Raw genomic sequence first — 20,604 nt, forward strand, 5'->3', positions numbered from 1 at the left:
GCAGACGCTGAGGATAAAAAAACCGGCGCAGCAGCCTGCACCGGTTTTTATTCGGCTGTGGATCTTATTTGGTCGGGCGCATTGCCGGGAACAGGATCACGTCACGGATGGTGTGGCTGTTGGTAAACAGCATCACCATACGGTCAATACCGATGCCGAGGCCAGCGGTTGGCGGCAGGCCGTGCTCCAGCGATGTTACGTAGTCTTCATCGTAGAACATCGCTTCGTCGTCACCCGCGTCCTTCGCCGCAACCTGGTCGGCAAAGCGCTGAGCCTGGTCTTCTGCGTCGTTCAGCTCGGAGAAGCCGTTACCGATTTCACGGCCGCCAATGAAGAACTCAAAGCGATCGGTGATTTCCGGGTTCTGGTCGTTACGACGCGCCAGCGGGGAAACCTCAGCCGGATATTCGGTAATGAAGGTCGGCTGGATCAGGTGGCTTTCGGCAGTTTCCTCGAAAATTTCGGTCACTACGCGGCCCAGACCCCAGCTCTTCTCAACCTTGATGCCAATCGATTCGGCAATCGCTTTTGCCTTGTCAAAGTCATCCAGATCGGCCAGGTCGGTTTCCGGACGGTATTTTTTGATCGCTTCGCGCATGGTCAGCTTTTCAAACGGCTTGCCGAAGTCGAACACTTCATCACCGTACTGCACCGCCGTTTTACCCAGCACGTCTTGCGCCAGAGTACGGAACAGCGATTCGGTCAGTTCGATCAGATCTTTGTAATCCGCGTACGCCATATAGAGTTCCATCATGGTGAACTCTGGGTTGTGACGCGGCGAAACGCCTTCGTTACGGAAGTTACGGTTGATTTCGAACACCCGCTCGAAGCCGCCGACCACCAAACGCTTGAGGTACAGCTCTGGCGCAATACGCAGATACATGTCGATATCAAGCGCATTATGGTGCGTGACGAACGGACGGGCAGACGCGCCCCCCGGGATCACCTGCATCATTGGCGTTTCGACTTCCATAAAGCCGCGGCCAACCATAAAGTTACGAATGCCAGACATGATCTGCGAACGCACTTTAAAGGTATTGCGTGACTCTTCGTTGGCGATCAGATCAAGATAGCGCTGGCGATAGCGGGTTTCCTGATCGGCCAGGCCGTGGAACTTGTCCGGCAACGGACGCAGGGCTTTGGTCAACAGACGCAGTTCGGTGCAGTGGATCGACAGTTCGCCGGTCTTGGTTTTGAACAGCTTGCCGCGTGCGCCCAGGATATCGCCCAGATCCCACTTTTTGAACTGCTCGTTGTAAACGCCTTCCGCCAGATCGTCGCGCGCGACGTACAGCTGAATGCGACCGCCCACGTCCTGCAGCGTAACGAACGACGCCTTGCCCATGATACGACGGGTCATCATGCGGCCAGCGACGGTCACTTCTACGCCCAGCGCTTCCAGCTCGTCGTTTTCCTTGCTGTCGTACTCGGCGTGCAGCTTGTCGGACGTGGTGTCACGACGGAAATCATTCGGGAACGCAATGCCGTTCTCGCGCAGCGCAGCCAGCTTCTCGCGGCGTGACTGCAGCTCGTTGTTGAGATCCAACGCCTGATCGGCGCCCTGTGATTGTTGCTCAGACATTTCTGTTCCTCATAACCCGGCTTTCAAACTTGCCTCAATGAATTTATCCAGGTCGCCATCCAGTACGGCCTGCGTGTTACGCGTTTCAACGTTGGTGCGCAAATCCTTGATACGGGAATCATCCAGTACGTAAGAGCGGATCTGGCTACCCCAGCCGATATCGGACTTGTTGTCTTCCAACGCCTGTTTGTCAGCATTTTTCTTTTGCATCTCGTATTCATACAGCTTGGCTCGCAGCTGTTTGAATGCCTGATCCTTGTTCTTATGCTGTGAACGGTCGTTCTGGCACTGCACGACGATGTTGGTCGGCAAGTGGGTAATACGCACCGCGGACTCGGTTTTGTTGACGTGCTGACCACCGGCACCTGAAGCGCGGTAAACGTCGATACGCAGATCCGCCGGGTTGATGTCGATATCGATATCTTCATCGACTTCCGGGTAGACAAACACCGAACTGAACGAGGTGTGACGGCGACCGCCGGAGTCGAACGGGCTCTTGCGCACCAGGCGATGAACGCCGGTTTCAGTGCGCAACCAGCCGAACGCGTAGTCACCGATAATCTTGATGGTGGCTGATTTCAGGCCCGCAACGTCGCCGTCGGACTCTTCAATCACTTCGGTCTTGAAGCCTTTGGCTTCTGCCCAACGCAAGTACATGCGCAGCAGCATGCTGGCCCAGTCCTGCGCTTCGGTGCCGCCGGAACCCGCCTGAATGTCCAGGTAGCAATCCGCGCTGTCGTATTCACCAGAGAACATACGACGGAATTCTAGCTGTTCCAGCTTGGCGATCAGTTGATCAAGCTCAACCACCGCCTCGTTAAAGGTTTCTTCATCGTCGGCTTCAACCGCCAGCTCAAGCAGGCCGGTCACATCTTCTTCACCCTGGCTCAGGTTGTCGATGGTTTCAACGATGGCTTCGAGCGCGGAACGTTCCTTACCCAGCGCCTGCGCGCGTTCGGGCTCGTTCCAGACGTCCGGCTGTTCCAGCTCGGCGTTAACTTCTTCTAAGCGTTCTTTCTTGGCATCATAGTCAAAGATACCCCCTAAGAACGGCAGTCCGCTCGGACAGGTCCTGAATTCGGTTTTTTACCGGGTTTATTTCAAACATGGTTTTAGCGTTCTTACGTTAGATGTCGTCAATGGCGGGATGCCATGGAACCGATAATTCTAGCGGATCTGGGTAACAGATTATAGCGAGTTAGGCAGTTTTTCTGGGAAGTTGCCGGGGCGCTGCGGTAGCCACGCCCCGGCCAAATGGCTCAGTAGGGCCAGATATGCTGGATCAGCAGCTGTACGCTGCGGTTGCCGCGAAACTCGTTGACGTCGAGCTTGTAGGCCAGCTCCACTTCGCGCACGCTGCTGTCGGGCCACAGCGTGGTATCAACGTTGAAGGCGATACCGTCCAGCAGTGGGCCGCCACCAAGCGGCTCCACCATCAGCTTCAGGTGTTTTTCACCCACCAGACGCTGTTGCAGAATACGGAACCGCCCGTCGAAGGTCGGCTCCGGGAACGCCTGCCCCCAGGGGCCGCCTTCGCGCAACAGCTCCGCCGTTTCCAGCGTCAGCTCCTGCATCGCCAGTTCGCCATCGGACCAGATAACGCCCTCCAGCATCGCAGGATCGAGCCATTCACCCACCAGTTCGCCAAAACGCTGGCGGAACTCGTCAAACCGCGCTTCCTCCAGCGACAGCCCGGCTGCCATCGCATGGCCGCCGAACTTGAGCATCAGCCCGGGGTTGAGGGTGTCGAGCCGCTCCAGCGCATCACGCATGTGCAGACCGGCTATCGAACGACCAGAACCTTTCAGAATACCGTCCCCCGCCGGGGCAAAGGCAATCACCGGCCGGTGAAAACGCTCTTTGATGCGCGATGCCAATATGCCGACCACTCCCTGATGCCATTCGGGATGATACATCGCCAAACCGTACGGTAGCGTGGTACTGGTACGCTCAAGCTGGTCGCACAGCTGCAGCGCTTCCACCTGCATGCCCTGCTCGATCTCGCGGCGCGTCTGGTTGAGCGCGTCCAGATCGTTGGCCAACATGCGCGCCTGCGCAATGTCGTCGCTCAACAGCAGCGCAACGCCTATCGACATGTCATCCAGCCGGCCGGCGGCATTCAGCCGCGGGCCGAGGGCAAAGCCCAGGTCGTTGGCCGCCAGCTGGCGCGCATCGCGATTGGCCACCTCCAGCAGCGCACGCACCCCGGGGCGGCACTTGCCGGCACGGATACGGTTCAGCCCCTGATACACCAGAATGCGGTTATTGGCATCAAGCGGCACCACGTCGGCCACCGTACCCAACGCCACCAGATCCAGCAGCTCGGCCAGATTGGGCATCGCCATCGCGCGCTGTTCAAACCAGCCGCTGTCGCGCAGCCGCGCACGCAACGCCAGCATCAGATAAAACGCCACGCCGACGCCGGCCAGCGACTTCGACGGGAACGCGCATTCGCGCAGGTTAGGGTTGACGATGGCTTCGGCTGCCGGCAGCGTTTCCCCCGGCAGGTGGTGATCGGTAACCAGTACCTGCATGCCCTTGGCGTGTGCGACCTCAACGCCAGCGTGAGAGGAAATGCCGTTGTCCACGGTCACGATCAGCTGCGCGCCACGGGTCGCCGCCTGCTCAACCACTTCCGGACTCAGGCCATAGCCGTCCTCAAAGCGGTTCGGTACCAGATACTGGACGTTGTTGCCGCCCATGCTGCGCAATGCCAGCACCGTCAACGCGGTACTGGTCGCACCGTCGGCGTCAAAGTCGCCAACGATCATGATGCGGCGGCCGTCCGCCAGTGCCTGTTGCAGAATGTCCACCGCGGCATCGATGCCATCCAGCAGTTGCCAGGGCAGCATGCCTTTTACGCTGCGCTCCAGCTCCTGTTCGCCCTGAACGCCGCGCTGGGCGTAAAGTCGGCGCAGCAACGGGTGCAAATTGACCGGTAGATGACTGTCATTCGCCGTCTCGCGACGGCGTAATTGGGTTTTGATACTCACCGGCGATTAACCACCGGCTTTGGTTGCGGCCTGATGCGCGTCCAGCATGGCGGCCATTTCCTTCGGCCCCTGATAGCCTGGGATCATCATGCCATTTTCCAGGATGATGGCCGGCGTCCCCTGAATACCGAACTGCACGCCGAGCGCATAATGCTTGCTGATGTCGGTCTTGCAGGTGGCCGGTGAAACCGCGTCGCCCTTCATCGCGGCGTCAAACGCCTTGGCCTTGTCGGCGGTACACCAGATCGACTGCATGTCTTTTTCGGCCTGGGAATTCAGCCCCTGACGCGGGAATGCCAGGTAGCGTACGGTAATGCCCAGATCGTTGTACTCTTTCATCTGCTCGTGCAGTTTGTGGCAGTAGCCGCAGGTGATGTCGGTAAACACGGTGATCACGTGTTTTTCCTTCGGCGCCTTGTAGACGATCATCTGATCCTTCAAGGCGGCCAGTTGGGTGCCCAACAGCTGGTTGGTGACGTTGACCGGCTCTTTGCCGCTGACGTCGTACAGCGGCCCCTGCAGGATATGCTTGCCGTCTTCGGACACGTACAGTACGCCGCTTTCGGTCAGTACGGTTTTCAAACCGGCGACCGGAGAAGGCTGCACGTCCGCCTGCTGAATGCCCAGGCTGACCAGCGCTTTCTTGATTGACGCGTCATCGGCGTGAGCCGTGCCGGCCACCGAGGCCACCAGCAGAGAAACCAGCATTAAACCTTTTTTCATTGTTCCAATCCTTTCGAACCCGGGCGTCAGGCGCGCGGGTGATGCTGTTGATGTAGCTGTTTCAGTCGTTCGGTTGCTACATGCGTATAAATTTGTGTGGTAGAGAGATCGCTATGTCCCAGTAACATCTGTACGACACGAAGATCGGCCCCATGGTTCAGCAAATGGGTGGCGAATGCGTGCCGCAACACGTGCGGCGATAATCGTTCGCTGTCGATGCCGGCTAGGATCGCATAGTGTTTGATACGATGCCAGAACGTCTGTCGCGTCATTTGCTGACAGCGCTGGCTGGGGAACAGCACGTCGATCGTCTGCCCATTGACCAGCCACGGGCGGCCATGTTCCAGATAATTTTCGATCCAGTACACGGCTTCCTCTCCCAATGGCACCAGCCGTTCCTTGTTGCCTTTGCCGATCACCCGCACCACGCCCTGGCGCAGGCTGACGTCGCTGATGCTTAACCCCACCAGCTCGGAAACCCGCAGCCCGGTGGCGTACAGCACTTCCAGCATCGCCTTGTCGCGCAGTTCCAGTGGCTGATCGACGCACGGCGCCTGCAATAGCGCATCGATCTGCGCTTCGCTCAGATCCTTCGGCAGCCGCTGCGGCAGTTTGGGCGAGGCCAGCAACGCGGTGGGATCGTCGGCACGCATTTTTTCGCGATACAGGTATTGGAACAGGCGACGCATGGCGCTCAACAGGCGCGCGGAGCTGCTGGCCTTGTAACCGCCCTCTACCCGTTCGGCAAGAAACGCCTGCAAATCCAGCGCCTCGGCCTGTAGCAAGTCGCTGTTGTGCTGCGCCAGCCAGTTGACCAACGCCTGTAAATCCAGCCGATAAGAGGCCAGCGTATTTTCCGCCAGATTGCGTTCAAGCCACAGTGCATCCAAAAATTGCTCGATCAGCGCATTCGCCTGTTGTTGCACCTGGTCCTCTCTTTGTTACGGTTTACACCGTTGGCATTATGCCTTAAGCCAGCGTAAATCTGATACACTCGTTGCCATTCCACGCACTACCAACGGCAACATAACGGTTAAAACATGAAGATTGGTCTGTTTTACGGCTCCAGCACCTGCTACACCGAAATGGCGGCAGAAAAAATCCGTGAGATTCTGGGTGAAGACCTGGTCGACCTGCACAACCTGAAAGACGTCTCACCCAAACTGATGGAAGACTATTCCGTGCTGATCCTCGGCATCCCCACCTGGGATTTCGGCGAGTTGCAGGAGGACTGGGAAGCCATCTGGCCGCAGTTGGCTGAACTGGATCTGCAAGGCAAGATTGTCGCCATGTACGGCATGGGCGATCAACTCGGTTATGGCGAATGGTTCCTCGATGCGCTAGGCATGCTGCACGACCAGCTCAAACCGCGCGGCGTGCAGTTTATCGGTTTCTGGCCAATCGACGGCTTTGAGTTTACCAGCCCGAAACCGCTGGCGGCCGACGGCAAACATTTTGTCGGCCTGGCACTGGACGACGTCAATCAATACGATATGAGCGAAGATCGCCTGCAACAATGGTGCGAACAGATCCTGCTGGAAATGGAGCCATTGCTGTAACCGGCAATCAACCAGGGCGCGGCACGCCGCGCCCAAAAGGTCAGTCCGCTTCCTTGCGGGTTAACCGCGCCGGATCCGCCACCTGATACCAGTCCAGTTTGCGCGTCAGCAACATGATGCCCGCCAGTATCGCAAACAGCAGGCTCGCCCCCAACACCAGGGCGTTATCTTCGGATTGCAACAGCAAGTACAGCACGCCGTACAGCGCCAGCAGGCTGACGGCAAACAGCGCCCCCCAACGTTTGCCACGCAGTGCCGCGCTCAGATAAAAAGCTATCAGCCCGCTGCATGCCAGACTGGCCAGCCAATAGGCGGCGTCAAAGCCCAGGTGCTCGGAAAACGCCAGTAATACCAGGTAGAACAGCACCAGCGCCGCCCCCACCAGCAGGTATTGCATGGGGTGAACGCGCAGCCCGGTCAGCGTTTCAAACAAAAAGAACGCCATAAACGTCAAACCGATAAACAGCAGCGCGTATTTTACCGCCCGTTCGGTCAGTTGATAATGATCCACCGGTTCAATCAGGCTGACGCTGAAGCTCGGCAGTTTATCCGCCTTGACTATACCGTCCTGGTCGATAAAGGCGCTGTTGATATTGTTGGCAAACCAGGTGCTGCGCCAACGGGCGTTAAACCCTTCAGCCGTGACCTTGCGTTCATCCGGCAGGAAATTGCCAAGAAAGTTGGGATGCGGCCAGTTGCTGTGCAACGCGAGCTCGCTATTGCGCCCCAGCGGCACCAGTGAAAGGCTGCTGGTTCCCGCCAGCGTCAAGGTGAATTCGGCGTCGATCCCCTCGGTTTGCAGCGCCGCCAACGCCAACGGCGCATGAATGCCCTGCGGCAGTTCAGCGATGCGCGTGCCCGGCTCAAATATCGCCGGTTGGTTGCCGCTTAACGGAGAAATACGCTTGATGCCGCGTGAATCGCTCAGTGAAACCAGTAAAAAGGGTTGGCCAACGACGACGTTGCTACGCTGCAGCTCGGCCAGATCCAACGGCTCAAAGCGGGCCTTGAAGGTCAGCGGTCCCTGGTAAACCTGAGTCTGGTAAATGCCCAGCTTGCGCACCTCGACGTTGGGCTTGCCGGTCACCTGCAAGCTTTCCGGCAGCAGATAGCGATAGTGACGCAGCGTATCGACCGTGACCTGCCTTGCCTGGTCCTTTTTTTCTTGCCGCTCGGTGTAAGGGATGACGATGACCGGGCCCAGTATGCGTTGCGCCCGGCTGGTGCTTTCGCTCACCTGGCCAACCACGCTTTGCCGATAGCCGCTGCGCTCCTGTATTACACTCATCAATTCCGCAATCGGGATCAGTAATAAAATCATCAATCCCAACAACGTTACCATTTTCCAAAACAACACTGATTTCAACATGGTTATGCGCTCCTGATTAGCCATGGCGCCATGTTAAAACCCGTAGGTGAAGACAGAATGTGGTTATGTGAAGGGACGGTGAAGCCCGGAGGATAAGCTGAAGATCGCCTCGACGCCGTGGGGTTGGCGGTTGTGCAGATGAATACTGCCCCGGTGCAGACGGGCCACTTCCTGCACAAAGTTCAGCCCCAGGCCGCTGCTTTTGGGTTTATCGGCGCGGGCCAGCGAATAAAACCGCTCGAAGACTTTATCCAGCGCGTAGTCGGGGATCCCGCTGCCGCTGTCGCTGACCGTAATGCGGTACTCCTGCTCACCCTGTTCGCCCCGCAGATGAACCGTACCGCCTGGCGGAGTGAAGTCCAGTGCGTTATCAAGCAGATTGGTCAGCGCCTGTTCGATCAACAGCGCATCGCCATACAGGGTGGCGGCGTCGGCGGCGATGAGCTGCAACTGTACGCCGCGTCGCGTCGCCTGCGCTTCTTTGCCCTGCACCACCTGGCGCAGCAGATCGGCCATCGCCAGCGGTGACATCTCCAGCTCGAGCCGACTTTCCAGCCGCGCCTGTACCAGTAGCTTATCGACCAATTGCTGGATACGGGCGCTCTGTTGTTCAATATTGATCAGAAAACGCCGTGCCGTGGCCGGAGGGGGTTGCTCGTGCAACAGCTCCGCCGCGCCGCGGATCGCCGCCAGCGGGCTTTTCAACTCGTGCGTCAGCGTATGCACATACCGTTCGATGTACGCTTTGCCCTCCAGTTTGAGACGCATGCTTTCCAGTGCCTGCGCCAATCGCGCCAGTTCATGGGTGCCAATGTTCGGCAGCGTGACCACTTCACCCTGCGCCACCCCGTCGGCATAATGCACCAGGCGACCTATCGACCGGTTAATCCACCAGACAAATCCCAACCCAATCAGTAAAGCGATACCGAGCAGCACGCCCCCCGCCAGCAGAATGCGCCGTTCGCTGCGCTTGATCACCGGAGTCATGCTGCTGTTGGGCTTGCCGACGCTCAGCACGCCGATGATTTTGCGCCCTTCGCGCACCGGTGCGGCAACGTACATCACCGAGCTGTTTTCATCCGCCGGGTTACTACGGCTACTGCGCGCGCCGTATTGCCCACGCAGCGTCAGATAAACGTCGTTCCAGCGCGAATAATCCTGCCCCAGCGCCTGGCCGGCAGAGTCGAAAATGACTCGCCCCTGCGCGTCGGTAAGATAAACGTGATATTCGCTGCGATCTTTGCGGATGCCGGCAATATTAGCGCCGATAGGTTGCTGGTTGAGTCGAATGAACGCCTGCGCCAAGCGACCGTTGGCCACCTCGCCGTGTTGCATGTCCTGGCGGGCTATCTGCGCCAACAGGCTGGCGGTATCAACCAGCGTGCTTTCGGTCGCACGCCGCACGCCAGGTTTGACTTCCTGTACAAAAATGCTCAGCACGAAGTAGCCCGCCACCGCGACGATCAGGAAATATCCCAGCAGCAGTCGCAGGCCGATTCTCATGGCTGGCGAACCACGCTATACCCCAGGCCGCGATGGGTGTGAATCGGCGAGGCGTGGGCATTGACCGCCCGCAGCTTGGCGCGCAACGTTTTGATGTGGGTATCGACGGTACGTTCAAGGCTGTCTTCCGCCTGGGCCCAGACCACCTCCATCAGTTGTTGACGTGAAAATACCCGCCCCGGCGCCAGCAGCAGGGTTTTCAACAACAGGTATTCGTAACGGGTCAGCGCCAACGGCCGTTGGTAATAATGCACGGTGGCGGCGTCTTCATCGAGCACCAGCTCGCCCACGCGATGAGTCGCCGACGCCGTTATGCGTTGCTGCTTGTGTAATCGGCGCAGGATGGTGCGCACCCTGGCGCTGACTTCTCGGGGCGAAAACGGTTTGGCAACGTAATCATCTGCGCCGATCTCCAGCCCGAGCAGCCGGTCGATCTCGTCGCTGCGTGCGGTTAAAAACAGGATCGGCAAGTCAGCCGACTGCGCCAGCAAGCGGCGGCAAAGCTCAAAGCCGTTAATATCGGGCAAGCCGACGTCAAGGATGATCAGCGCCGGTTCCCCCTGCGCCAACGCCTGCAGCGCCGGTTCTCCGCGTTCGAACCAACGCACCTGGAACCCTTCGCTTTCCAGCGTGTAAACCAGCGTATCGGCAATGCTGGGTTCATCTTCTACCAGCCAGATCGGCGGTTTCATCACGGCGCCTCGCTATCATCCTCCGGCGGGAACGACAACCGCTGGCGCAGTTGCCGCCAGTCCGCTTTGCTCATGCAGTCGGACGCCAGCCACAGCCGACGTCGTTTTTGCCCGTCAAGCGGTTCCAGCGTGAACAGAATACCGAAGCGCGGCATCCATGGCCGGCCGATAACCCGCCATTCCTGGCCGTCCCACACCACATGCCGCGGCGCACTCAGCACCCGCAGCTCTCCCTGGCGCGTGGCAATGCGCTTTTGGCTGCGGATGCATTCAAACACCACCAGCGTCAGCAGCACCAGCCATAGCGGGCCGTAACCTTCGGGCCACGGCGAAATCAGGATCAGCAGTATCAGCGCGCCGTGCGCCAACAGCGAAACGATTTGGGTGCGCCAGGAGATACGGACATTACATCGCCACTGGGCCACGGTCTTTATTTCGCGTCTGGATCAAGGTCACCATTCTCTGCAGTTCGTCATCCTGCGGAGCGCCATGATTCATCAGCCAGTTAAATAAATCTGGATCGTCACATTCCAGCAGGCGAATAAACAGCGCCTTGTCTTTATCGCTCAACGAATCGTACTCATATTCAAAAAACGGCATGATCGAGATATCCAGTTCGCGCATGCCGCGGCGGCAAGCCCAGTGAATACGTGCTTTGTTATTGATATCCATGTTGTAATGACTAACCTCTGTTCTGCGTGGCTTCGGCGTGGCAATGCCAGTATAGGGTTCACCTGTTACACTGTATGGCAACGCTTGCTCGATATAATTCCGTCGGTTAACAATTAGTTTGTCAGGGTAATGTCAGCCGTAAGCGTATAGAGTAACAATTTGACATACTCGCCGGGAAGAACGTTTGCTGCGGAAAGCGCAATTAAGCGCTAAATGTCAAAAAAAGCGCTACCAGGCAATAACTGTTTGCAAAGCCGGTCGCCTCTTTTACCATGGTGGGCATACTCCTTTCGGTAAGCTTAACGTTAATCAGGATCTTACTATGGCGTTCAATATTCCTTTTCTACCCCGTCAACCCTCCGCTTCGTCTCACCTGCCGCTTACGCTGATATCGCTGGAAGACTGGGCGCTGGTGACGCTGAACGGCCCGGACACGGTGAAATACCTCCAGGGTCAGGTCACCGCCGACCTCGACCAACTGGCGGCTGACCAGCACGTGCTGTGCGGCCATTGCGATGCCAAAGGTAAAATGTGGAGCAATCTGCGGCTGTTCCGGCGTGGCGAAGGCTTCGCCTATCTGGAGCGCCGTAGTCTGGCAGACAACCAACTGGCGGAAATCAAAAAGTACGCGGTATTTTCCAAGGTGACCTTTAGCGCGGATAACGACGCGGTACTGCTGGGCGTCGCCGGTTTCCAGGCGCGTGCGGCGCTGGCGGGCGTGTTCGGCCAATTACCGGACGCGGCGCATCCCGTGGCGCAGGACGGCGATACCACCCTGCTGCACTTCAGCCTGCCGGCGGAACGCTTTCTGCTGGTCACCACGGCCGCAATCGCCGAACAGCTTTGCGCAAAACTGCAAGAGCAGGCGCAATTGAACGACAGCCAGCAGTGGCTGACGCTGGACATTGAAGCTGGCTACCCGATTATCGACGCGCCAAACAGCGCGCAACTGATTCCGCAGGCCACCAACCTGCAGGCACTGGGCGGCATCAGCTTTAGCAAAGGCTGTTATACCGGGCAGGAAATGGTGGCGCGCGCCAAGTTCCGCGGCGCCAACAAGCGCGCCATGTATTGGCTGGCAGGGAAAGGCAGTCGGGTGCCCGCCGCCTCGGACGATTTGGAACTGCAACTGGGGGACAACTGGCGCCGCACCGGCACCGTGCTGGCTGCCAGCCAGTTGGCCGACGGCACCATCTGGGTGCAGGCGGTGTTGAATAACGATCTGGCAGCGGACAGCAAGCTGCGGCTGCGTGAGGACGTTGGCGGCGAACTCGGCATCATGCCGCTGCCGTACTCGCTAACCGAAGAATAATTCGACAGCAAAGGCGCAACGGGTTGCGCCTTTTTTTATTCCAGCCTCTGTGATTTACTGCTGCTGAAGCTCGTCATCACGCTGCACCAGATAAATCAGCACCAACAGGATGGTCACAAAGAAACGGAAGGCGTCAGGCACTCCGTTCCACTGTTTTGACATCCACATACCGAACCATTCGCCGCCGATCGACATAAACCCCACCTGCCAGGTCAGGAACCCTAACGTCAGGCCGGCTACCGCCCACGCCTTACGATGATTAAACGCCGCCGCCGGCAGCCTGAGCGCACGCAACAAACGCACCCCGCCAATCCAGCACAACAGCGCCGTTAAGGTTTCCAGCGCAATGATGCCGATATAGCCGGCATGGTGCATCCACGGGGTATCAATGGCGCGATAGCGAATGGTGGCGTCAGGGAAAAGGGTATCCATCATAAATACGTGGTGAACAAAGGCAAAGTTAGAGCCGTAATCGGTGATGTTACCGAAGGCGACCAATGAGGCGAACAAGGCAATGGCGCAGACTAGCAGCGCTTTGGATAAGCGAATGATCATAATGATAAGTCCTGAAAGAAAACAAAGAGCATCGGAGGATGCGTATTGCGGGCTCAGGAAGACGAAAGGAACTTGTTGGATACCCGAAAGAAACAAGCGCTTCTTTCTAACGCAAAAGAAACGCTTATTCAATATGGATTTAACGTTCGGCTATCAGACGTACAGATAAATCGCCATAAAATGGCACACGCTGCCGCCCAGTACAAAAGCGTGCCAGATGGCATGGCCGAAACGCCAACGCTTGGAGGCATAAAAAATTACCCCCAGGCTATACACGACTCCGCCGACGGCCAGCAGCGTAACGCCGCCGATATCCAGTCGCGTAGCCAGTTGATAGATCACGATCAGCGACAGCCAGCCCATGGTCAGATAGGTCACCAACGACAGCGCCTCGAAACGGTGGGCAAATGCCAGCTTGAAGATCACGCCAAACAGCGCCATCCCCCAGATCACCGCCATCAAGCCGCGTGCCAGCGGCGAATCCAGCCCGACCAGTAAAAATGGCGTATAGGTGCCGGCGATCAACAGATAGATGGCACAATGATCAAACTTTTTCAGCCAGTATTTGGCCTTTTGATGCGGAATGGCATGATAAAGCGTAGAAGCCAGATACAGCAGGATCATGCTGCCGCCGTACAGGCTGTAACTGGCGATGGCGGTGGCCCCGGCGCCGGTATCCACCGCCTGCACCAGCAGCAGCACCAAACCGACAATGCCGAAAATCAACCCAATCCCATGACTGATACTGTTGGCGATCTCTTCCGCCCACGGATAAGCCGCATTGGCCAACTTGTCGGCCCTGGCTTTAATTCCACCCGCTTTTCCCATAACCACCAAACCCTCAAAACCGGTATTCTTGCTCGAAATTTCCACAACGCAGCTTAGCTGAGAATAATTCCAGTGTACACGTGTACGCTAAAATAAAACTGTGTTGGCGTGTAACAAAGCGCAAACGTCGAAATCTGCCGTTGAGTGATCTACAATCATCCTGCTTTAAACCCACCGACTACCGAGGCTGTATCATGTCATCTGCCGTACCCGCGTTAGAATTTGGCGCCATGACTCAGGTCATCCAGTTCCTGATGGAAATCGATAAACTCAAGAGCGTTCAGCGCCGTACCAAAGTGTTGGGCACCCAGCGTCAGGAAAACTCCGCCGAGCACAGCTGGCACTTCGCCATCGCCGCCATGAGCCTGGCGCCTTATGCCGCTGAAGACGTTGATATCCAACGCGTGATCCAGATGGCCCTGCTGCATGACATCGTCGAAATCGATGCCGGCGACGTGCTGGTGTACGATCTGGCCGCACGTGCCGCGATTCACGATCAGGAAGTCGCCGCAGCGCGTCGTCTGTTTGGTCTGTTGCCGGAACCACAGCGCGAGTATTTCACCGCGTTATGGCAGGAATATGAAGACGGCGAAAGCGCCGATGCACGTTTTGCACTGGTGCTGGATCGCACCATGCCCATGCTGATGAATCTGCATAACCAGGGGCAGAGCTGGGTTGAAAACGGCATCAGCCTCGATCAGGTACTATCGCGCAACGCCATGATCGCCGAGGTCTACCCGGAACTGTGGCAGCACCTGTCCCACCATCTGCATGAAGCACAGCGCAAAGGCTGGCTGAAGTAACCATCACACGCGCCGACGCTGGAAGCCAGCGGCGTGAGCGAGCAGACCATGGCGGCCTGACCCGGCCTTTGCCTGAACAACCACGCCGGGTGCAGATATCGCCCGGCGTGGCCTTTACAGCGGTTTATGCGCGGTTTCCCTGGCGGCCAGCACCGCCCACAGGGTTATCAGCAGCGCAAAGACCACGTACAGCGACACCGCCAGCGTACTGTCATAGCTTTTGAACAGCGACGCGATGATCAGCGGCGCAAAGCCACCGCCGACGATGCCGGCCAGTGTATAGGCCAGTGATGAGCCGGCGTAACGCACGCGGGTCGGGAACTGTTCGGTGACGAACGCCGCCTGCGGGCCATACATCGCGGCATGGATCAGTAACCCCACCACCACCGCCAGGCAAATCAGCACTGGCTGCGTGCTGTCCAGCAGCACGAAGAACACGAACGCCCAGACCATCGCCGCCAGCGCGCCGCCAATATACACCGGGCGCCGACCAAGCCGATCGGAAAGCGCGCCGAACAGCGGAACCGTAAGCGCGTTGCCCACCGCGCCGAGCATGGTGGCGGCCAACGCCAATGGCCGTGGCAGGTTCAATACCGTGGTGACATAGGTCAGGGTAAACACCACCACCAGCGCATACAGTACGTCAGAGCCAATGCGTGAACCGCCGGCGATCAATAGCGCCCGTTTATGCTGGCCGAACACTTCACGCAGCGGCGCGTGAGTCACGTCGCGGTTGGCTTCCAGCTTGAGGAACGCCGGCGTCTCCCCCACGCCACGACGCAGCCAGAGACCAAATACCACCAGCACCAGGCTCAGCAGGAACGGAATGCGCCAGCCCCATTGCTGGAAGTCGTCCGCCGACATCGCCACCGTGACCAGCATGATAAAACCGGTGCCAATCAGCGAGCCGCAGGACGGGCCGACCTGAGCGAACGACGCATTGCGCCCACGCTGATGCGGTTTGCCATGCTCCATTGACAGCAGCACCGCACCGGCCCATTCACCGCCCAGCGCGATGCCCTGAATAAAGCGCAGCGTCACCAGCAGCAACGGGCTCCAGATGCCCCAACTGGCATAGCCGGGCAGTAACCCCATCAATGCAGTGGTAATGCCCATCATCAGCAGCGTGGTAACCAATACAAAACGACGGCCAAGCACGTCGCCCAGATGACCGAACACGATGCCACCAATCGGCCGCGAGACATAACCGACCGCATAGGTGGAAAACGCCAGGATAGTGCCCACCAGCGGATCAAACGACGGGAAGAAGACGTGATTGAAAATCAGCGCCGCCATGATGTTGTAAACGGTAAAGTCGTACCATTCCAGCGCGGTGCCGATGGAGCTTGCCGCCGCCAGTTTGCCGGTATTGGGCGCATCGGCGCTGCGGGCCGCCTCTGCACCGATCGGGGTTTCCGTGGTAGAAGTGCTCATGATGTCAACTCCTGTGCGGTGAGTCGCCAGCTGAGCGCGTATTGCAGCGCAGCGTCCGGCGCAATATTCAGAGCCGCGCAAGCCTGGTCGGCAAGGCGTTGACCGGCCTGCACGCTGCTGCTTTCGATCAGCAGCATCGGCAGTAACCGGCGGTTTTCCGTGGTTTCTTTTGGCAGCGGCGTACTGAGTAGCGCGTCGGGCAGCAACAGGCTGCTGCAGACAAACCCGGCGGCACTGGCCAGTTCTTCGCCCAGTTGCCTGGCTCGCTGCACCAGTGGGCGGTCTGCGCCAACCGCCAGGGTGAGAATGCTCAGATGGCTACCGCAGCCGATGCCGCTCAGCGTCGTCAGCGAACAGACGCGCCGCATCGGATTGACCATCTTGTCCAGACAGGCCACTGACCATGGCGTCTGGCGAGTGAACGCGGCGTGATATGCCGCTGAAGTAAAGCTGTCGAGCGAGGTGGTTTTATACAGGCCGAGGTATTTTCGCCCGCCCTGCAACGCCTGATAACGCGTGCCGCTCAAAAAGCCGTCAATGCGCACCCGTTCTTCCACGTGTTCCCGGTCGTACCATTGGTTGAAGTCCGCCTCATCCTGTGCGGCGACGTCTGTGGCGACAAACAGCATTCCATTAGGGGTTCCGGTCATGGGAGTCTCCTGTTAGCTCAAAATGAGGCGAGCATGCCCGCCGTAATTCACGCGCCGGCAAGGCAACGCTCAATTGACAGCGCCCAACCCAGCAGCGCCTGATCCTGCTGCGGCAATCCCGCCACCATCAAACCGATCGGCGCGCTGCCGGGGGGTTGCATGGGTAGCGACACGGCGCAGCCATCTAGAAAATTGATTACCGACGGGTTACGCAACGCTGCGCCGTTAACGCGGAAGTACAGCGCCTCATCCGCTTCCAGTTCGGCGATGGTCGGCGCGATAAACGGTACGCTGGGCATCAGCAGCGCGTCATAGCCCTCCAGCGTTGCCGCCACCCGCCGTTGCCAATCGCCACGCTGTTGTTGCAATCGCTGACGGTCACCCTCGCCCAGCGTCGCACCGCGACGAATGCGCGACAGCACCCGTGGATCGTAATCAGCCGCCTGTGAGGCAATCAGCGTCTGGTGCCATTGCCACGACTCCAGCGCGGTGAAGCCGCCGCTGGCATTGATCGCCGCCAGTTCGGCGAACTCGCTGCATGGCAGGGCGTCGATGCGCGCCCCCGCCAGCGTCAGACGCTGCAACGCGCGGTCAAATGCCGTCGCCACCGCGTCATCCAAATCATCAAGCACCAGCGTTTGCGGCACGGCGAAACGCGCCTGAGCCAGCGGCAGCGTTTGCGGTTCCAGCGCCCGTTCGGCGATCGCCGCATCCAGCGCGACGCAGTCCGCCACGCCGTGAGCGATCACACCAACGGAATCCAACGACGGTGACAGCGGCTGCACGCCAGCCATGTCAATGCGGCATGCGCTGGGCTTGTAGCCGGTCAATCCGCAAAACGCCGCCGGAATGCGCACCGAACCGCCGGTATCGCTGCCAATCGCTCCGAATCCCATGCCATCGGCGACCGCCACCGCCGCGCCGGACGATGAACCGCCGGGAATGCGTCGCGCCGCGCGCTGCCATGGATTGGCCGGCGTGGCGTAGTGCGGGTTGATGCCCAGCCCCGAATAGGCAAACTCGGTCATATTGGTTTTACCGACAATCACTACTCCGGCCTGCAGCAAACGCGCTACCACCGCCGCATGGCGTTGCGCCGGAGCGGCATCGGTCAAGACGCGAGAACCGCCGGTGGTCGCTTCGCCGGCCACGTCGAACAGATCCTTGATCGACACCGGCACGCCGTCCAACGGCGACAGCGCCTGTCCAGCGGCTCGCCGCCGATCGGATTCGGCCGCCTGCTGCTGCGCCCAGGCGTGATAAACGCGGATAAATGCGCGTGCGCCCTCTCCTTGGGGATCGTCGATGCATGCCAGCGCCTCTGCCGTCAGCCGCCGAGAGGTGAACTCACCGCACGCCAGGCCGGCAGCGGCCTGTAACAAGGTCAGCTTTTTCATCACGCCACCACCGGTAATTCGATGCTTCGATAGGTATGGCAAATACGGCGCCCCAGAATCTCGTCCACCAATTCCATGCGAAACTCCGCCGCCGGGCGAATACCGCCGATCGCCGCCAGCGTGCCGCAGGTCATCGCCAGTCCGTCGCGCGGCTGCTGTGGTTGCGTCTGGTATTCCGGCAGTTGCTGGCCGGCCAGATAACGCTCCAGCAAGTCGCCCGGGGTGCGCAGACTGGCCAGTGTTCCTTGTTGATACAGGCGGAACTCCCCCTGCTCCTTAATCCACGAGCGCAGAATCAACTGGTCCCAATGCGCTGCCACCTCCTGCAATCGCCAGGCCGCCGTGGCCACCGGTTTGACGCAGAGCTGTTTCGACAGCGCCACGCTGTGCGCCTCCAACTCCCGGTCGGTATGATCGGAGGCCAGCGAAACATACAGCTCGCCTTGGTGGGTAAACACCAGCGGTTCGGCTTCGCCGGAGCTGGCGGCGCCCATCACTTCGACGCTGTCGCGCTGGCTAAGCTGGTTGGCCGCCACGCGATAAAACAGCGGAACTGCACTCGGTTGGGGCACCCCCAGCTCGGCCAATTCCCGAATATGGTGCAAGATGGCTTGCCGATCGCGTCCGGTCCAACCGGCAATCACCAGATGGTCAATCTCGACGTTCAGGGCGTCAGCCTCGCAAGAATCAGGTAAAGTGAAGGTCAGTTGCATGGTATTCGCTTCCTTTTGTTAAAACACTGTGAAATTTCACTATATCTTTAGTTACTCATTAAGCGATTTCCGTGCCATATTTTTGTGTACTATGTCTAAAAATTTTTTAGTTGCAGGAGCAAAACGTGAAGACCGTTGATGCAGAGGGTCGGGAGCGCCCGCCGGTAGAGGAAGCAGGCCTGTCCCTGAACGAACTGGCCTATCGGCGCTTCAAGCAGGCGTTAGTGACCTTGAGCTATAAACCGGGTGAGTATTTGAATACCGCGCAGGTGATGACTGATTTGCAGATGGGCAGAACGCCGATCAACCAGGCGATCCACCGTCTGGCCAATGAAGGGTTATTGCAGGTGATCCCACGCAAGGGGGTAATGGTTGCGCCTTTGTCGATCGATGATGCATTGGAACTGATCGAAGTGCGACTGGCCAACGAATTGCTGTGCATGCGTCTGGCCAGCAAGCGCGCCACCGCTGCGCAAGTGGCCGGGCTGAGCGCGCTCAATCAGCAGATTGCCGCTGCCTGCCAGGCTCGCGATCGGGTGCGCATGATGATGTTGGATAATGAATTCCATCAGGCGCTGGCACAGATCGCCGGCAATGCCATGCTGGCCGACATCCTCAGCGTGCTGCACGCACGCGCGCAACGCTTCTGGGCCACCTCGCTCTCCAAGGAAGGTCATATGCAGGAGGTGATTGAAGAGCACCGCGCAATCATCGACGCACTGGCTCAACAGGATACCCAGGCGGCGGAATCGGCGGCGCAGGCACACATTCTGTCCTTCCGCAGCGCGCTGTTGCACGATGCCTGACGGATCAGCGACCGCCGCCGGCGTCGATAAAACTGCCGGTGACGTAAGAAGCGGCGTCTGACAGCAGCCAGGCGATGGCCTGCGCTATTTCTTCCGGTTGCCCGCCGCGTTGCATCGGCAACAGGCTTTTTACCCGCTCGACGCGCTCCGGCTCTCCACCGCTGGCATGCATCTCGGTATAAATGGCGCCCGGCCGCACGCTATTGACGCGGATCCCCTGCGCCGCTACTTCGATCGCCAGCCCGGTAGTCAAGGTATCCTGCGCCCCTTTTGAGGCGGCATAATCGACATATTCTCCCGGCGACCCTAACCGCGCGGCGCCAGAGGAAACGTTGACTATCGCCCCGCCCTGCCCGCCGTGGCGCAGCGCCATGCGTTTCACCGCTTCGCGACAACAGAGAAAACTGCCGGTGACGTTGGTGGCCAGCACGCGGTTGATGCGCTCTGCGCTCATGTGTTCGATGCTGGTCTGCTGAAACAGAATGCCGGCGTTGTTCACCAGAGCACAGAGGGTACCAAGCTCGGCGTCCAGCCGGGAGAACATCGCCACAACCTCATTCTCCTGGGCAATATCCGCCTGCAACGCCAGCGCTCGGCCGCCAGCGGCAAGCACCTGGTTTACCACCTGCTGTGCCGCTGCCTCATTGGTCTGATAGTTAACCCCTACCGCATAACCCTGACGGGCCAGCAATAACGCCGTCGCGCGGCCAATGCCTCGGCTGGCACCGGTAATCAATGCAACTTTTGTCATGTCATTCCCCATTACGGATGCGGTAAATAATGTGCCGCTGTGCTTGGCAAAACGGTTTGCACCGCTCACCCGGCGGGCAGATTCTAGCCGCGCACAAGCGGTGTGCCAGGATAATATCATCTGGAAAATCAACAAATTCAATATTACTTTTTGCCAGTTGCTGACCTCACCCGACGCCGAGCTGTTTGCCGGCGATCCAGAGGATATCCATCTGGCCTGCTATTGCCGCCAGCAATAAAAAAAGGACGCCGTAAATACGGCG

22 protein-coding genes are annotated in these 20,604 nt (G+C 58.8%); 5 read left to right on the top strand and 17 right to left on the bottom strand.

Features of this window, described 5'->3' with window-relative positions; translation table 11 throughout:
- Positions 1–64 precede the first annotated feature (64 nt).
- The 5 genes from lysS to xerD all read right to left on the bottom strand — a co-directional run bounded on the left by lysS (position 65) and on the right by xerD (position 6,224).
- Entirely contained in the window at positions 65–1,582 is a 1,518-nt protein-coding gene (lysS, locus tag AC2AXP_RS20695) for a lysine--tRNA ligase (protein WP_004959050.1), read from the bottom strand.
- A 9-nt stretch (positions 1,583–1,591) separates the two neighbouring features.
- A protein-coding gene (gene prfB / locus AC2AXP_RS20700; protein WP_102991031.1) for a peptide chain release factor 2 occupies positions 1,592–2,690 on the bottom strand; the annotation gives its coding sequence in 2 pieces (ribosomal slippage) (positions 1,592–2,614 and positions 2,616–2,690; 1,098 coding nt in all).
- 151 nt (positions 2,691–2,841) lie between these two features.
- On the bottom strand, positions 2,842–4,575 hold the full coding sequence (gene recJ / locus AC2AXP_RS20705) for a single-stranded-DNA-specific exonuclease RecJ (RefSeq protein WP_004959045.1): 1,734 nt from the start codon (positions 4,573–4,575) through the stop codon (positions 2,842–2,844).
- Positions 4,576–4,581: 6 nt separating this feature from the next.
- Positions 4,582–5,298, bottom strand: coding sequence for a bifunctional protein-disulfide isomerase/oxidoreductase DsbC (gene dsbC / locus AC2AXP_RS20710; protein ID WP_004959043.1), 717 nt, complete (start codon positions 5,296–5,298; stop codon positions 4,582–4,584).
- A 26-nt stretch (positions 5,299–5,324) separates the two neighbouring features.
- Positions 5,325–6,224: a site-specific tyrosine recombinase XerD gene (xerD, locus tag AC2AXP_RS20715; RefSeq protein WP_004959041.1), complete on the bottom strand. Its 900-nt coding sequence runs from the start codon at positions 6,222–6,224 to the stop codon at positions 5,325–5,327.
- A 114-nt stretch (positions 6,225–6,338) separates the two neighbouring features.
- On the opposite strand from xerD, the gene fldB reads away from it, so the two are divergent.
- On the top strand, positions 6,339–6,857 hold the full coding sequence (gene fldB / locus AC2AXP_RS20720; protein ID WP_004959039.1) for a flavodoxin FldB: 519 nt from the start codon (positions 6,339–6,341) through the stop codon (positions 6,855–6,857).
- 40 nt (positions 6,858–6,897) lie between these two features.
- Here fldB and creD read toward each other — a convergent pair whose 3' ends face one another.
- From creD to sdhE, 5 genes are all read right to left on the bottom strand, one after another.
- Positions 6,898–8,226 (bottom strand): cell envelope integrity protein CreD, encoded by a 1,329-nt coding sequence (gene creD / locus AC2AXP_RS20725; protein WP_484381908.1) that lies wholly within the window; start codon positions 8,224–8,226, stop codon positions 6,898–6,900.
- A gap of 63 nt (positions 8,227–8,289) precedes the next feature.
- Complete coding sequence (gene creC, locus AC2AXP_RS20730; protein ID WP_198774103.1) at positions 8,290–9,729, bottom strand: two-component system sensor histidine kinase CreC; 1,440 nt, start codon at positions 9,727–9,729, stop codon at positions 8,290–8,292.
- Entirely contained in the window at positions 9,726–10,421 is a 696-nt protein-coding gene (gene creB / locus AC2AXP_RS20735; protein ID WP_371902344.1) for a two-component system response regulator CreB, read from the bottom strand. Before creB ends, creC begins: the two co-directional genes overlap by 4 nt.
- Positions 10,421–10,846 carry a protein YgfX gene (locus tag AC2AXP_RS20740; RefSeq protein ID WP_039991778.1) on the bottom strand — a complete coding sequence of 142 codons (426 nt, stop codon included), beginning with the start codon at positions 10,844–10,846 and terminating at the stop codon, positions 10,421–10,423. The genes creB and AC2AXP_RS20740 overlap by 1 nt, the downstream gene beginning before the upstream one ends.
- On the bottom strand, positions 10,827–11,093 hold the full coding sequence (sdhE, locus tag AC2AXP_RS20745; protein WP_004959027.1) for an FAD assembly factor SdhE: 267 nt from the start codon (positions 11,091–11,093) through the stop codon (positions 10,827–10,829). Before sdhE ends, AC2AXP_RS20740 begins: the two co-directional genes overlap by 20 nt.
- Before the next feature lie 322 nt (positions 11,094–11,415).
- Here sdhE and ygfZ point away from each other — a divergent pair, with 322 nt between their 5' ends.
- Positions 11,416–12,405 carry a tRNA-modifying protein YgfZ gene (ygfZ, locus tag AC2AXP_RS20750; RefSeq protein ID WP_004959025.1) on the top strand — a complete coding sequence of 330 codons (990 nt, stop codon included), beginning with the start codon at positions 11,416–11,418 and terminating at the stop codon, positions 12,403–12,405.
- A 54-nt stretch (positions 12,406–12,459) separates the two neighbouring features.
- Here ygfZ and AC2AXP_RS20755 read toward each other — a convergent pair whose 3' ends face one another.
- Entirely contained in the window at positions 12,460–12,960 is a 501-nt protein-coding gene (locus AC2AXP_RS20755) for a DUF2165 family protein (RefSeq protein ID WP_004959022.1), read from the bottom strand.
- 153 nt (positions 12,961–13,113) lie between these two features.
- Positions 13,114–13,788, bottom strand: coding sequence for a PAQR family membrane homeostasis protein TrhA (trhA, locus tag AC2AXP_RS20760; protein WP_039992574.1), 675 nt, complete (start codon positions 13,786–13,788; stop codon positions 13,114–13,116).
- A 194-nt stretch (positions 13,789–13,982) separates the two neighbouring features.
- On the opposite strand from trhA, the gene AC2AXP_RS20765 reads away from it, so the two are divergent.
- Entirely contained in the window at positions 13,983–14,591 is a 609-nt protein-coding gene (locus AC2AXP_RS20765; RefSeq protein WP_004959018.1) for an HD domain-containing protein, read from the top strand.
- 114 nt (positions 14,592–14,705) lie between these two features.
- Here AC2AXP_RS20765 and AC2AXP_RS20770 read toward each other — a convergent pair whose 3' ends face one another.
- From AC2AXP_RS20770 to AC2AXP_RS20785, 4 genes are read right to left on the bottom strand one after another with little or no spacing between them, the layout of a single operon-like run.
- Positions 14,706–16,025, bottom strand: coding sequence for an MFS transporter (locus AC2AXP_RS20770; protein WP_004959017.1), 1,320 nt, complete (start codon positions 16,023–16,025; stop codon positions 14,706–14,708).
- On the bottom strand, positions 16,022–16,675 hold the full coding sequence (locus tag AC2AXP_RS20775; protein ID WP_039991775.1) for a DUF4286 family protein: 654 nt from the start codon (positions 16,673–16,675) through the stop codon (positions 16,022–16,024). The genes AC2AXP_RS20770 and AC2AXP_RS20775 overlap by 4 nt, the downstream gene beginning before the upstream one ends.
- Before the next feature lie 47 nt (positions 16,676–16,722).
- A complete protein-coding gene (locus AC2AXP_RS20780; RefSeq protein WP_004959013.1) occupies positions 16,723–18,072 on the bottom strand; it encodes an amidase in 1,350 nt (449 codons plus the stop codon).
- Positions 18,072–18,785, bottom strand: coding sequence for a DUF2848 domain-containing protein (locus AC2AXP_RS20785; protein ID WP_484381909.1), 714 nt, complete (start codon positions 18,783–18,785; stop codon positions 18,072–18,074). Before AC2AXP_RS20785 ends, AC2AXP_RS20780 begins: the two co-directional genes overlap by 1 nt.
- Positions 18,786–18,910: 125 nt before the next feature.
- Here AC2AXP_RS20785 and AC2AXP_RS20790 point away from each other — a divergent pair, with 125 nt between their 5' ends.
- Positions 18,911–19,591 carry a GntR family transcriptional regulator gene (locus AC2AXP_RS20790; RefSeq protein WP_039991774.1) on the top strand — a complete coding sequence of 227 codons (681 nt, stop codon included), beginning with the start codon at positions 18,911–18,913 and terminating at the stop codon, positions 19,589–19,591.
- A 4-nt stretch (positions 19,592–19,595) separates the two neighbouring features.
- On the opposite strand, the gene AC2AXP_RS20795 is transcribed toward AC2AXP_RS20790, so the two are convergent.
- Positions 19,596–20,342 carry an SDR family oxidoreductase gene (locus AC2AXP_RS20795; RefSeq protein ID WP_004959006.1) on the bottom strand — a complete coding sequence of 249 codons (747 nt, stop codon included), beginning with the start codon at positions 20,340–20,342 and terminating at the stop codon, positions 19,596–19,598.
- Here AC2AXP_RS20795 and AC2AXP_RS20800 point away from each other — a divergent pair.
- Complete coding sequence (locus AC2AXP_RS20800; RefSeq protein ID WP_484381910.1) at positions 20,341–20,580, top strand: hypothetical protein; 240 nt, start codon at positions 20,341–20,343, stop codon at positions 20,578–20,580. The two genes, AC2AXP_RS20795 and AC2AXP_RS20800, sit on opposite strands and share 2 nt — an antisense overlap.
- Positions 20,581–20,604: the final 24 nt, after the last annotated feature.

This window comes from Serratia sp. Sp408 (assembly GCF_057180665.1).